This window comes from bacterium, assembly GCA_035529855.1.
GTDB lineage: Bacteria > RBG-13-66-14 > B26-G2 > WVWN01 > WVWN01 > WVWN01.
On record DATKVX010000033.1, the window covers coordinates 1 to 12,848 of the forward strand.

16 protein-coding genes are annotated in these 12,848 nt (G+C 63.7%); 8 read left to right on the top strand and 8 right to left on the bottom strand.

Features of this window, described 5'->3' with window-relative positions; translation table 11 throughout:
• Positions 1-381: 381 nt before the first annotated feature.
• Positions 382-1,122, bottom strand: coding sequence for a glycosyltransferase family 2 protein (locus tag VMX79_02910; protein ID HUV86042.1), 741 nt, complete (start codon positions 1,120-1,122; stop codon positions 382-384).
• A 108-nt stretch (positions 1,123-1,230) separates the two neighbouring features.
• Between VMX79_02910 and VMX79_02915 the strand changes: the two genes are divergently transcribed.
• The 4 genes from VMX79_02915 to VMX79_02930 all read left to right on the top strand — a co-directional run bounded on the left by VMX79_02915 (position 1,231) and on the right by VMX79_02930 (position 3,151).
• Positions 1,231-1,587: a cupredoxin domain-containing protein gene (locus VMX79_02915; protein ID HUV86043.1), complete on the top strand. Its 357-nt coding sequence runs from the start codon at positions 1,231-1,233 to the stop codon at positions 1,585-1,587.
• A gap of 163 nt (positions 1,588-1,750) precedes the next feature.
• A complete protein-coding gene (locus tag VMX79_02920) occupies positions 1,751-2,473 on the top strand; it encodes a hypothetical protein (GenBank protein ID HUV86044.1) in 723 nt (240 codons plus the stop codon).
• 164 nt (positions 2,474-2,637) lie between these two features.
• Complete coding sequence (locus VMX79_02925; GenBank protein ID HUV86045.1) at positions 2,638-2,904, top strand: DUF3343 domain-containing protein; 267 nt, start codon at positions 2,638-2,640, stop codon at positions 2,902-2,904.
• 7 nt (positions 2,905-2,911) lie between these two features.
• The gene (locus VMX79_02930) at positions 2,912-3,151 is read left to right on the top strand and encodes a hypothetical protein (GenBank protein ID HUV86046.1); all 240 of its coding nucleotides are present in this window, start codon (positions 2,912-2,914) and stop codon (positions 3,149-3,151) included.
• Positions 3,152-3,189: 38 nt separating this feature from the next.
• Here VMX79_02930 and VMX79_02935 read toward each other — a convergent pair whose 3' ends face one another.
• The 3 genes from VMX79_02935 to VMX79_02945 form a co-directional block, all read right to left on the bottom strand.
• A complete protein-coding gene (locus VMX79_02935) occupies positions 3,190-4,083 on the bottom strand; it encodes an energy-coupling factor ABC transporter permease (GenBank protein HUV86047.1) in 894 nt (297 codons plus the stop codon).
• A complete protein-coding gene (locus VMX79_02940) occupies positions 4,084-5,277 on the bottom strand; it encodes a glycosyltransferase family 9 protein (GenBank protein ID HUV86048.1) in 1,194 nt (397 codons plus the stop codon).
• Positions 5,278-5,434: 157 nt separating this feature from the next.
• A complete protein-coding gene (locus tag VMX79_02945; GenBank protein ID HUV86049.1) occupies positions 5,435-5,920 on the bottom strand; it encodes a hypothetical protein in 486 nt (161 codons plus the stop codon).
• A gap of 183 nt (positions 5,921-6,103) precedes the next feature.
• Here VMX79_02945 and VMX79_02950 point away from each other — a divergent pair, with 183 nt between their 5' ends.
• Positions 6,104-6,757, top strand: a complete 654-nt coding sequence (locus VMX79_02950; GenBank protein ID HUV86050.1) for an endonuclease III domain-containing protein — start codon at positions 6,104-6,106, stop codon at positions 6,755-6,757.
• A 44-nt stretch (positions 6,758-6,801) separates the two neighbouring features.
• Here the strand turns inward: VMX79_02950 and VMX79_02955 are convergent, their stop codons facing one another.
• Positions 6,802-7,755, bottom strand: a complete 954-nt coding sequence (locus tag VMX79_02955; GenBank protein ID HUV86051.1) for a biotin--[acetyl-CoA-carboxylase] ligase — start codon at positions 7,753-7,755, stop codon at positions 6,802-6,804.
• Between the two features lie 46 nt (positions 7,756-7,801).
• On the opposite strand from VMX79_02955, the gene mazG reads away from it, so the two are divergent.
• The gene (gene mazG, locus VMX79_02960; GenBank protein HUV86052.1) at positions 7,802-8,560 is read left to right on the top strand and encodes a nucleoside triphosphate pyrophosphohydrolase; all 759 of its coding nucleotides are present in this window, start codon (positions 7,802-7,804) and stop codon (positions 8,558-8,560) included.
• A gap of 64 nt (positions 8,561-8,624) precedes the next feature.
• Here the strand turns inward: mazG and VMX79_02965 are convergent, their stop codons facing one another.
• Both VMX79_02965 and VMX79_02970 read right to left on the bottom strand, forming a co-directional pair.
• A complete protein-coding gene (locus tag VMX79_02965; GenBank protein HUV86053.1) occupies positions 8,625-9,284 on the bottom strand; it encodes a peptidylprolyl isomerase in 660 nt (219 codons plus the stop codon).
• A gap of 131 nt (positions 9,285-9,415) precedes the next feature.
• Complete coding sequence (locus VMX79_02970) at positions 9,416-10,090, bottom strand: peptidylprolyl isomerase (GenBank protein ID HUV86054.1); 675 nt, start codon at positions 10,088-10,090, stop codon at positions 9,416-9,418.
• 179 nt (positions 10,091-10,269) lie between these two features.
• Between VMX79_02970 and VMX79_02975 the strand changes: the two genes are divergently transcribed.
• Positions 10,270-11,133, top strand: coding sequence for a sulfite exporter TauE/SafE family protein (locus VMX79_02975; protein ID HUV86055.1), 864 nt, complete (start codon positions 10,270-10,272; stop codon positions 11,131-11,133).
• A gap of 183 nt (positions 11,134-11,316) precedes the next feature.
• Here VMX79_02975 and VMX79_02980 read toward each other — a convergent pair whose 3' ends face one another.
• Positions 11,317-11,718, bottom strand: a complete 402-nt coding sequence (locus tag VMX79_02980; protein HUV86056.1) for an Rrf2 family transcriptional regulator — start codon at positions 11,716-11,718, stop codon at positions 11,317-11,319.
• Positions 11,719-11,863: 145 nt separating this feature from the next.
• Between VMX79_02980 and VMX79_02985 the strand changes: the two genes are divergently transcribed.
• Positions 11,864-12,745 carry a sulfite exporter TauE/SafE family protein gene (locus VMX79_02985; protein ID HUV86057.1) on the top strand — a complete coding sequence of 294 codons (882 nt, stop codon included), beginning with the start codon at positions 11,864-11,866 and terminating at the stop codon, positions 12,743-12,745.
• Positions 12,746-12,848 lie beyond the last annotated feature (103 nt).

The window sequence follows — 12,848 nt, forward strand, 5'->3', positions numbered from 1 at the left end:
CGACTGGCCAGTCGCCCCTACCGGCCGGTCGCCCCTACCGGCCAAACGCCCCTACCGGCCAAACGCCCCTACCGGCCGGTCGCCCCTACCGGCCGGTCGCCCCTACATTATTGCGTAAAAGATCGTAATTTATCGCTACGACGCCGTGGACGTAATTCGCCCGCCGGTTTGACTAAAAGGCCTTTTCGTGTTATAATTATACTAGGAGCGTACGAGAGCGGACGTTAAACTATTCAGGCTCGAGCCGCGACTAAATAATGATGAAAGAAACGATAACTATTCGGAGTACGTCTCCGTGATAAAATTGGCCGGCCGCGTACGGCGCCTGGCGGTGGTGGAAAACAGCGCAGACGCCGCACAACGCGAGACCGGCCGATTGTTTTAATCAACTTCTTCGCTTGTACGCGGGCCCGGTTCCGGGCCCGTTTCTTTTTTTCGGCGCTCGGCCAGCAGCCCCCCTATCTCCCGGAGAGTCGTAAAAATATGCGTCGGCGATACCGTCGAACGGCCGTGTTCGCGGGGCAGGTGGCGGACGCCGCGCTCGAGCACCGGCACGCCGGCGCGCTTGAGCTTCACCATCAGCTCCGTATCTATGAAAAACTTATCCGAATGGAGCCCCAGCGCCTGCAGCTCGCGCCGCGGCAGGAATTTGAACGAGCAGTCGACGTCGCGGACCTTCAGGCCGAAGAGGACCCTTACCAATAAATTGTAACCCCGGGAGACGAAGCGGCGGAGCGCCCCCTCCGCGCGGCCCACGCGATACCCGACGACCGCGTTTCCGCCGTCGAGCAGCGGCAGGAACGCGAGCATCTCGGCGAGGTCGAACTGGCCGTCGGCGTCGGTATAGAAGACGTAATCCTTGGCCGCCGCGGCGAAGGCGTCGCGCAGGCTCTTGCCGTAACCTTCGTTACTTGGGTGCGCCACGACGCGGAGCGCGGGCACCTCGCTCCGAAGGCGCTCGAGGACCCGCGGCGTCTCGTCGCTCGAGCCGTCGTCGACGATTATTATTTCGTAATCTACGCCGGCGCCGCCGAGCGTATCGGCGAACGCGCGCACGACCCGCTCGATATTCCGCGCTTCGTTGAAGGCCGGCGCGCACGCGCTAATAGAGTAACCCGCCACGACGCCACTATAAAACTAACTACGCAAGACCGCAACCCCAAAGCCGAGGCACCGCGGCTTGACTTAATCCGAGATTTAGGCTAAAATATTAGTAAAGGAGGTAAAGTTATGAAAAGGTGGGGTTTTATAATTGCGGCCTTGGTAGCGTGCGGGACAGGGGCGCTCGCGCTAACCGAAATCAAAATACAGAATTTCGCCTTCGTACCCCAAAACGTGGTAGTCCCCAAGGGTGAAATGGTCCAGTGGACCAACCTCGACTCGGCGGTCCACACGTCGACTTCCGACACGCTCGTCTGGGACTCCGGCGACATCCAACTGAACGAGTCCTACAAGCGGAAATTCAACAAGACCGGTTTCTTCCCCTACCATTGCAAATACCATACGCTGATGAAGGGTACGGTGCGCGTCACGGAGACGGCCGTAGCGCCGACTTCTTTCGGCCGCGTCAGGGCGCTGTTCCGCTAAAGGAAACTACCGGAACCGGAGAATAAAGCCGCCCCTTGGGGCGGCTTTAACTTTCGACGTGCTTTATCCCTCGCCGCGGAAAGACGGTGAGACATGAGGAATTCTTTTGCAATTTTCCGATACTTCTGTTATATAGTAAAAGAGTCGAAAAAGGAGGATACACATGAGAACAGCAGTTTTAATTATCGCGTCGTCGTTGGCCGCGGCGACGGCGTGGGGCGCATTCGGTGACGTATTAGCATCGTTCCCCGGCCCGGGCACCACCCCGCTGGCGCTGGCGTGGGACGGCCAGTACCTCTGGTGCACTACCCAAACGCCGGACTACACCTTCCGGATTAACCCCAATAACGGAAGCGTCATATCGTCCTACACGACGGGCTTCGGTTACGCCGCGCGCGGTTTGACGTGGGCCAATTCGAGTATTTACGACGGAAACGACACCCCGAATTACGTAAACCGACGTAATACTTCAGGTAGTATCATGAGTTCATTCGCCGTTACTGCTCTTTACGGCGGCCTCACCTACGACGCGACCAATCTCTGGGTTACGTCGACGTCCCCTCACATGTTCTGGCGCGTTACGACCACCGGCTCGCTCGTCAGCTCTTTCACGGCCGCTTTCTACCCGTTCGACCCCGGCTGGGACGGGACTTATCTATACTGCGGCACGTACAGCCCGGCCCACCGGATATACAGGCTTACGACTACCGGTTCGGTCGTGACATCCGTGGCGCCCCCGGCCAACTTCCCGTGGGGTTGCTGCTCCGACGGCAAATACCTGTGGATATCCACCACGTCAGGTACCAACCGGGTCTGGAAGTTGGATTTGGGGAATACCGGCGTCGCACCCGCGTCGCTGGGCAGGGTTAAGGCCGTCTTCCGTTAACCGTAAAAATAAGATGACCCGAAAAAGCCGCCCCTTGGGGCGGCTTTATTCAAATAGCCGGGGGGGAGGACCGGCCGCATTTCGGCGCGGTTCTCGGCACCGCTCGCGCGTGAATTGACTTGACACGGGCCCCCCTCCTTTTATAAATTTGGGGTAGTTGATAAATGCCTCCCGGAAGCCGAAACCCGCCGGCGCGTAACGGCGCCGCTAAAAATAAATTCGCCGTCCTCCATTTCCCGTCGACCCACGATACGATATTGGCCGAACGGCTCGCGACGCAGCGGGGTTACGACGCGGAGGTTATCCCGCGGCCTCCCGGGAAAATAGGCCGGTGCGGCGTCGCGCTCCAAGTGGCCGCGGCCGACGTGGAGGCGCTGACGGAGATATTCGTCCGCGGCGGCCTGGCGGACCTCGACGTCGCGGAAGGTTAACCGGATTATGTCTATCGAAAACGAAGACGAAGCGGCGAAACTCGCCGATGAGCTCGCCCGGGAGATGGTGGCGTCGCTGGACGCCGATATGTTGAGCGAGGCCAAGGCCATGGGAATGGCGACCTCGGTCTTCGCCCCCCAACTCGAAACCTACCGGGCGAGGTTTAACGAACGGGTTTCGGCCGAAATCGCCGAGAAGGACCTGTTCGGCGTCGCCGCGTCGCGGCTTTTAATAGAAACGGAATAGTCCGGGCGCGCGCGCAACCCGGGCTGGCGCGGTGGGTATCACGCGCCGGCTTTTTTATTCCCGAAAAGTAGGCGGATTAATTTACGGGCGCCGAAGAGTAAACAGGCCAGGGCCGCGGCCGCGGCGACCGTAGCGAGACCCAAAACGGCGCGCGAGAGGAACGGGACGCCGGCGGCGCGGGCCAGCGCCGGCATCGGCCCGAGCACGCCGCCGTAGGGCGGTACCCACGGCGCGGCGCCCGCGGCGAGGATTACGGCCGTAACGGCCATCCAAAAGCCGCCGCGCCACGAACGCGGCGCCCAACGCTCGAGCCGGCCGTCGCCGCGGTAGCGACGGCTGAGAGTTAAAGTGTATCCCCAGGCCGCCAACACCCCTTCGGCCGCCGCCAGCGCCAGGCCGGCCGCAACGACGCGCCACGCCGCGTCCGCCGTGACGGGCCCGCACGCCGGCGAGACTGCCAGGTACGTCAACGCGACGACGGCCGCGCCGGCGCCGCCGACCGCGAAGGCTAAAACGTAGCCCGCGGCTTCGGAGGCGAAGACGCTTTTCAACCTCGAGTACAGCCCCCAAACGAGCCAGGGCGCAACCGCGACGTGGACCAGCAGGTTCGCGCCCAACGCGGCCCAATCCACGTAGGGCGCGACCAGCCCTAGCGCGAGCGTCGCCGCGCAAAGACAGCAGACGCCCACCTCCGCGCCGAAGACGATTACGACCAGGCCCACGGCCGCGACGGTGCCGCCGTAGAGCGCTTCGGCGTGCAGCGGAAATTCCAGCAACCGCAGCGCCGCGACCAGCGCCCCGGCGCCCGCGAACGTCCATATGGTTACGCTCGAGCGGCGCAGGCGAACGAGCGCCGCGGCCAACGACGCCGCGGCGGCGAGCCAACCGAGTACGCCGAGCCAGGCCGGGACCGTTCCGATGGGTAAATACATTTACGTACGCCCCCCCTCCATAAGCTCCGTCGCGGCGGCGACCACCGCCGCCGGCGTTATGGCCTCCATACAATAGTGGCGGTCCTGGAAGCACCGCGCCGACTTGCAGCCGCGGCAGCGCGCGTCGCCGACGACGGTCCGGTGCGGCACGCCGAGCGGCGCCCACATCGTAGCGTCGCCCGGGCCGTAAAGCGCGACGACCGGCGTACCCATCGTAGAGGCTATGTGGACCGGCGCGGTGTCGAGCGTGATAACCAAATCCGCCGCCGCTACCAGCGCGCACGTCTCGAGCAGCGATAGGCCGACCGCCGAGGCCGCGACGCCGGGCCCGATTCCTTCGGCTACCGCCGCGGCGCTCTCCTCCTCGCCCGGGCCGCCCGTTATAGCCAGCGCCGCCGCTCCCCTCCGCGCGAGCTCCCGCCCGACCTCGAGCCAATTCTCGCGCCGCCACAGATACGACGGGTTGGCGGCGCCGGGGTGCATTATGACGAGCGGCGTCGGCCGCCCGCCCCACGCGTCGCGGATGAAGGCCGCGGCGGCCTCGCGCGCCGCCGCCCCCGGCTCGAGCGGCGGATAAGCCGCAGGCGCCGGCGCCTCCGGCTCGAGCAGCCGCAGCCATATCGCCGCGTTGTGGACTTCCGGAGTCGCGGCGTCGTACGAGAACGCCGGGACGTTGGCCCTGGGCGGCGGAGCCCGGCGGTCCGTCAGCGCCGTCCCGCGCGCGGCGTAGTCATAGCCGGTTATCTCCCCCGCGCCGGCGAGCCACGCCAGGTACGGCGACCACCGGTCCGGGACCAGCACGTACGCCCGCGCCGCGCCGAACTCCTTTGCTTCGCGGGCGGCCCGACGGAAGGCCGATAAACCGGCCCCGGCGACAACGACGCGGTCGACGAGGTAGTCGGCCTCGCAGAGCGGCGCGAGGGCCGGTCGGCATACCACCGCCAGTTCGGCGTCCGGGTACCTATTTCGGATGGCGGCGAGCGCCGGCCTGGCGACGAGCGTATCGCCGATGCGCAGAATGCGCTCGAGCGCCAGGACGCGCCCCTCCCGGGCGGCGCGGTTGCGGGGCCAGGGTCGCGCCAAAGTAAAAACCGGCCGCAACGCGCGCCACGCCGCGGCCTCGACGGCGCGCCGGGCGTTAAACCTCCCGGTGTATCGCGCGATGCGGGCGGCCGGGTTAGGCGGCGGGGTCATGGGCCTTGACGCGGGCCGACGATAATTAGTATAATTACGGGCGTAAGAGACATCAATATAAAGTATCGGCGCGGCACGCCGGACGGGTCGAAACAACCCGGCGGCCGCGCCGGCGTTTTAACCTTTTTTTAGTCATTCCCGCAAAAGAGGCCCGAACCTATTCCAGGATGTATCCGGCCCGCTCCAACGCCGACTCGAGCTCGGTGAAGCCGGAGTCGAGGAACGTGCCCGCGGCGTTGTAATCCTGCACGCCGCCGTTGAAGGTCTTGACGTAGTTGCGTTGGATGCCGGAACCGCAGCGGCTCAGCGCCGTCATGTAAAGGTTGAACGCACCGGCTATAAGCTTGTGGGCCTCGTCGAAGCCCTCGGGGACGGCCAGCGCGCCCATCTCGTCCGCCAGTTGGCCCAAGTCGTTGATTATCACCTCGATCTTCCAGGCGAGTTTATCACGTTCGTCCTGGTCGAGGTCGCTGCCGGGCCAGACGAGGAAAGGTTGGGCCTCAATAAGTTTTTCGTTGAACCGGGCGGTGATATCCTGAACGGTATCCGAATAAGCGAGTACGGGGTCGTCGGGAGTTTGGGCCTGCGCCGCGGCCGCCGCGAGCGCCACGACGAATACAACTCCGATGAATTTACGTTTCATAAGCCGCAACTCCTTAAGTTTGAATTGAAACAGCTAACCTAATTTTACGCCATATATCCCCCGCAGGCAAGGAATTTCACACGCCGCAGATATGACTCGAGACGTACGTAAAAACAACCACAACAGCCTCATACGCCGGGCGATGCGTATTTCCGTCGCCGAGGGCGCGTCTGCGTAAACGGAATGACGACGACTAAAGACCTCTTGCCGGAAATTTACCGGCGTCTCGACGCCGCGTACGGCGACCAAGAGTGGTGGCCGGGCGAGACGCCGCTCGAGGTCGCCGTGGGCGCCATCCTCACGCAGAACACCGCCTGGGCCAACGTCGAGAAGGCCATCGCCAACCTTAAAGCCGCCGGCCTGCTCGAGCCGGCCGCGCTGGCCCGCCTGACGCCTTCCGAAATCGCGCCGTTGATAAAACCGGCCGGTTATTATAACGTTAAGGCAAGGCGGCTGCGCGCGTTCCTCGATTTCTTGTGGGAAGAATACGACGGCGACGTCGCGGCGATGGCGCGGGAGGAGTTGCCCGCGGTCCGGCCCAAATTGCTCGCGGTGCGGGGCGTGGGCCCGGAGACCGCGGACTCCATCCTGCTCTACGCCTGCGGCCTGCCGACGTTCGTGGTGGACGCTTATACTCACCGGGTACTTCACCGCCACGGCCTGGCCGACGAGGCCGCCGCCTACGACGAGTTGAAAGAGCTCTTCGAGGGCAACGTCGAGGCCGACGTCGCGGTATATAAGCAATACCACGCGCTGCTGGTGCGCGTTGGGCGGGAACGGTGTCGCCGCGGCGAGCCGCGCTGCGCGGGCTGTCCGTTGGAGGGGTTGAACGCGTAGTAACGGGGGAAGGGGCGGTTTTCCCGAACGAGGCGGCGAGGGCCTTAAGCGTCGGCGGAATATATGATGCGACGGCCGCCGGCGTCGTCCTCCACCACCAGCGCGCCCTCTTCGGTCAAATCGACCGCGGTCCCGGCGACGCCGGTGCCGGCGATGCGGATGCGGCGGCCCAACGTCACGTTGCGTTCGCGCCACGCCTCCACTACGGGGCCCGGCCCCGCCTCGAGCCAACGCTCGAGCCAACGGTCCAAGGCGTTCAACGCCGCGGCCGCCAACGCGTTCCGGTCCGTACTTTCGGCGCCCGCTATGACGAGGGACGTCGCCGGATAGAGGACGCGGGGAGGAAAATCGTAAGGGCATTGAAAGACGTTCAGGCCGACGCCTAAAACGACCGTATCGGGTTCGCCGTACGATTCGGCCAGGATGCCGCCCAACTTCGCGCCCTCCCATAGGAGGTCGTTGGGCCACTTCAGCTCGACGGCCCGGGCGGCGACGGTCGTTATCGCGTCGGCGACGGCGACGCCGGCCGTTAACGGCAATAACGTAAACGCGGGCGGGAGTTGTCCTTTCTCGAGAATGACCGATACGTAGAGGCCCAGGCGCCGGGGAGACGACCAACCGCGGCCGTACCTGCCGCGCCCGGCGGTTTGTTCCTCGGCCAATATCGCGGCGCCGTGGCGTTGGCCCTCGCGGGCCAGCTCCCGCGCCGTCGCCATGGTGCTCGCGACGGCGTCGAAGAGGTATATCGCGCTCCCCATCCGGCCTTCGATTTGGGCGGATATGGCGGCCGCGTCCAACGGCGGCGGCAGCTCGCGGCGGTAGCCGCTCCGTTCGTCGCCGACGACCGCGGCGCCCGCGGCCTTGAGCGCGTCGACCGCGGCGGCTATGTCGCCGGCCTCGAGCGACGACGCCACGGCGAGCTCCGCGGCCGGAGCGGAAGCCGTAGTCGGCAGACTGTCGTAAAGCAGGCGGAGCCTCTCGTCCGTTTCGCCAACCACGCCGGAATTCTACGCTAAACCGTAGGACCCGTCAAGGCGGTTTAATATGGAAGAAAAGCTGAAGGAATTATGGGACGTCGTCGTGCGGCTTCGGCTCGAGTGCCCGTGGGACCGCGAGCAAACGCACGAGTCCATGCGGCGCTTCCTCATCGAGGAGGCGTACGAGGCCGTCGAGGCCATCTCCGAAAAGGACGACCAGGCGCTCAAAGAGGAGCTGGGCGACATACTGTTGCACGTATTCTTCCACGCGCGTATGGCCGAGGAGCGCGGCGCCTTCGACGTCGAGGCCGTCGCCGACCACATCATCGAGAAATTAACGCGCCGTCACCCCCATGTCTTCGGCGGCGCGGAGGTCTCCGGCGCGGCGGAAGTCATCACGAATTGGGAGACGATAAAGTGCCGCGAGGAGAGCGGCCGCCTGCTCCTCGACGGCATCCCCAAGAGCCTCCCCGCCATGCTCCGCGCGCGGCGCATCCAGGACCGCGCGCGCTCGGTGGGCTTCGAGTGGGAGGACGCGCGCGGCGTGTTGGATAAAATCGAAGAAGAAGTGGGAGAACTGAAGCGCGAGCTCGAGCGCCGCGACCCCGAGCGGCTGCGCGCCGAGCTGGGGGACCTATTCTTCTCGCTGATAAACCTGTGCCGCTACCTGGACCTCGAGCCGGGCGAAGCCCTCAACGTGACGAACGACGAGTTCGTGCGACGCTTCCACGCCATGCAGGCCGCGCTGGCCGCGGAGGGGTTCGAGCTGGCCGACGCCACGCTCGAGCAGATGGAGGAGAAATGGCAGGAGGCCAAACGGGGTTAGGAGCCGCCCAAAAGCCTACGCCCAAAACCCGCCGGAAGGCGGGTTTTTGGGGGAGGCGGCCCGACTAGTCCTCGACGGTCGTCGGCGTTTCCCCTTCGCCGCCCACCGTGAGTACGCGGACGCGTTGGATGGCGTCGCCCTGCTCGACGGCGTCGACGTCGTCCATACCGGTCACGACGACGCCGAAGACGCAGAAGTCCGGGTCCAGCCGGGGCGTATCCGATTTCAGAATGAAGAACTGCGTCGGGCTGGTGTCGCCGTAAACCACGTCACCCGTATCCTCGTCCCGCCGCGCGAGCCGGGCCATGGAGACGGCGCCGCGCACGCATTTACGTACGTCGGGTTCGGTCTCGAGGGATATATCCGGGTTCTCCCGGCCCACCAGCGTCGCGTCGCCGGCCTGGACGACGAAGTCCGGGACGACGCGGTGGAAGATGATGCCGTCGTAAAAGCCGTCCTCGACGAGCGCGACGAAGTTGCCGGCCGTCTTGGGCGTTTCGTCCGCCAGAAGCCGGACCTCGACGACGCCGCCATCGGCTAGCTCCATCACGGCGATTTCGGTGCCGGCCGGAAGCTCCCGGGCGGCCGCGGAGAGCTCGAGCGGCATCTCTTCCTCCTCGACCGGAAAGGCCACGGTATTGTCCCCGAACACTTCGACCGCGGCGAGCGCCAGGGCCGGCACGAGCACGGCGGCCGCTGCGGCGAGATAATAACGAAACCTCATAATCAACACTCCTTAACGTCTTCGAAGCGACGTTTGACCCAATAATATAATTTAAAGAGGGGCGCGCCGTCTACGGTCAGGGTTTTTAAACCCGCCTCGCGGCGGGTTCGGCGCCGGGCCGAAACGGCTTATTATTCCGTCTCCGCTGCGGCCTCGGCGGTCGCCGGCTTCGCCTCGCCGACTCTCAACACCCGTATGCGCTTGACTACGTCGTCCTTCCGGGTGTTATCGACGACGTCCATTCCGGTAACTACTAAGCCGAAGACGCAGAAGTCGGGGTCGAGGTGGGGCGAGTCGCCGGTGAGGATGAAGAACTGCGTCGGGCTGGTGGCGCCGTACTCCGTCGCGCCGGGGGCCATCGAGCGGGCCATAGACACGGCGCCGCGGACCGTCTTGCGCTTATCGGGCTCGGCCGGAATCTCGATCGCCGGGTTCTCGCGCCCCACGAGCGTCGCGTCGCCCGCCTGCGCCACGAAACCGGGTTCGACACGGTGGAAGGGAATGCCGTCGTAGAACCAGTCTTCGACCAGCTTGATGAAGTTGCCCGCCGTCTTGGGCGTCTCCTTGGTCAGGAGCTCGATCTCGACTATGCCTTCCTCGGTCTCGATTACGGCGACCTCGGTCCCGGGCGGGAGCTTCTGCGCGTCCGCGGACAACGTGAGGGGCGTTTCCGGCGTTTCGGCCGTGGCGGCGGTCTCGACGGTCTCGGCCGTCGCCGGCTCCTCGACCTTTTTTTGGCATCCCGCGTAAGCCAGCGCCAGCGCCATAACGACCGCGGCTAAGACAACATAGTTAAAACGCTTCATAATAATAACCTCCTGCTTGGGAAAACCCGTTCCGTCGGTAGATATTAATATATATAAAAACCCCCGATTTGTCCAGTTTGAAAAACGTTTATACCATAAATTCGCTTGACGCCGGGAGGGTATTATAATAATGATAATCAGCTATTCGGGCCCCCCCCGACGGGGACGGCGGAGGCGAGATGGCCATAAGCAGGAAATATCACGCCATAGCAATAGCGGTCCTTATCCTGGCCGCGGGCGCGGGATTGAGTTGGTGGTGGCCGTTGCCCTTCGAACGGTTCCTGCCGGCCGGCCCGGCCGTGGCGCTCCTCCTGCTGGCTTTCGCATCCGGGTACGTAGACGCCACGTTGGGTATGGGCTACGGCGTAACCCTCACCCCCGTCCTCATCCTTCTGGGGTACGAGCCGCTGGCGGTCGTCCCGGCGGTGGTGGCGTCGCAGCTCGTACTGGGCTCCGTCGCGGCGCTCGCCCACCACACCATCGGCAACGTTGACTTCAGGCCCGGGACGCGGGCTTTCCGGATAACGCTGGCGTTGGCGTCGACGTCGGCCGCGGGAACGGTCGGCGCCGCGGCGCTGGCCGTACGCATCCCCGAAATAGCGCTCGAGGCATGGATCGGCATCGTCGTGTTGGGCGTGGGCATCGCGACGTTGGCGACCTTCGGCCGACACTCGAAATTCTCGTGGCCCAAGATCGTACTGCTGGGCGGGTTCGGCGGCTTCAACAAGGGTACGACGGGCGGCGGCTACGGCCCCATCGTCACCGGCGGCCAGATCCTCTTCGGCATCTCCCCCGCCAACGCCGTCGCCATAACGACGCTGGCCGAGACCATAGCTTGTTTAGCCGGTTCGTTGATGTACGTCTTCGGTACCGGCAACGTCAGTTGGGACTTGACGCCCTTCCTCACGATGGGCGCCGTGGCCGCGGTGCCGTTCTCCGCGCTCACGGTGCGCGTCCTGAAACCGCTCCAATTAAAAATTTCGGTGGGCGTGCTAACTTCGGCCTTGGGCACCCTCCTGCTGCTAAAACTGTTCGTGTATTAAACACCCTAAAAACGTTCGTTAAAAAAAAGCCGGCGCGGCGCGGCGTTTTCGCGTAAAGGCCGCCGTCGGACTACGTAAAATTCGGCGCCTCGGCGGCGCTTCTTTTCTTGCTTTAAGTAGAGTAATATGATATACCATATAGGGCATATAACTATATAGTCTTTCCGAGGGGGGCACCCTGCTTCAGGATACGTCGGCCAACGTCGTGGTCTCGAGCTTCTTAGCGGCGTAATCGCGGACGTCTTTGAACAACGCGACGAGTTTCTTCTCTCTCTCCACCGGCGTGGATTCGTAGAAGTGTTCGCTAACGGAGTCGGTGGGCGCGAGGGCGCCGTCGAAGAGACGCACGATTTCGGCCAGCGTTATGTCCGCGGCGGGTTTCGCCAGCTTGTAACCGCCGTGCTGCCCTTTGGAGCTCCGCACAAACCGTGCGCGCTTCAGCGCCAGCATTATTTGCTCGAGGTACTTGTGGGGTATGTGCTGTGCCGTGGCTACGGTTTCGACCGTGTTGTACTTCTCGGAGTAATGGCGTGTCAGGTACAGTAACGCCAGGAGAGCGTATTCGCTGCGGGTGGTAAGTTTCATAAGTCGGCCTCCTTTAATATAGTTTTCCGATAGGTATAATAAAACATATTGGACTCCAAGTCAAGGCGTCAAGAGACCGTCAACATAACCTGAGCTTTACGCCGGATAAGGCACACCCCCCGTAAGGCCTTTCGAGGAGAATTGTATGAAGAAAGCCACCATCGTCTGGCTCTTGTTCGTCGCCGTTTTTATAGGCGTAGTCGCCGTACACGCCGCGGTAACCGGCGGCGAAGCGCCCGCGGGCGGCCGGGCAATCGAGCTCATTTCCTGGGGAACGCTGGGCATCTTATTAGTCGCCTTCGGGTGCGAGTTCGTGGACTCCACGCTGGGAATGGGATACGGAACGACGCTCACGCCGCTGCTCATCCTCTTCGGCTTCGCGCCGCTTCAGATCGTCCCGGCGGTTCTCGCTTCGGAGCTCGTTACGGGAATCTCGGCGGCCTTCGCCCACCACCGCGCCCGCAACGTCGACTTGTCGCCGGGCACCCGCGCGTTCAAAGTAGCGATGGTGCTGGCCGCCTGTTCCGTCGTCGGTACCCTCGCCGCGGTTCTTATAGCCGTCAGCATTCCGAAAATAGTGCTGAAGACCTGGATCGGCGTGTTGGTCCTGGCCGTCGGCATCCTGATACTCGTAACGGTAGCCCGTAGGGCCCTGGTGCGGTTCTCGTGGCTTAAGGTCCTGGGCCTGGGAACGCTGGCCTCGTTCAACAAAGGGATGAGCGGCGGCGGTTACGGCCCGCTCGTCTGCGGCGGCCAGCTCCTCTCGGGGATGGAAAGCAAAAAAGCCATCGCCATCACGTCGCTCGCCGAGGGCCTGACTTGCGTGGTGGGCGTTATAGTGTACTTAGTAATAAGGGAGGCGTTCCCGTGGCGACTGGCGCTGCCGTTGGCCGTCGGCGCGTTGTGCTCGGTGCCCCTCTCGGCTATCGCGGTGAAGAAGATAAAGGCCCGGCCTTTGACCATAGCCATCGGCATCCTGACGACGACCCTGGGCATCTTTACCCTCCTCAAGACGTACGTCTTCTGAGCCGTTTATCGCCATTAAGGCCGGGCCTTCGCCCGGCCTTTTTTCGTGAAACTTTCCCGGTGCCGGTACCGTATTACATACTGAACGTAGCGGTGGAATAAGG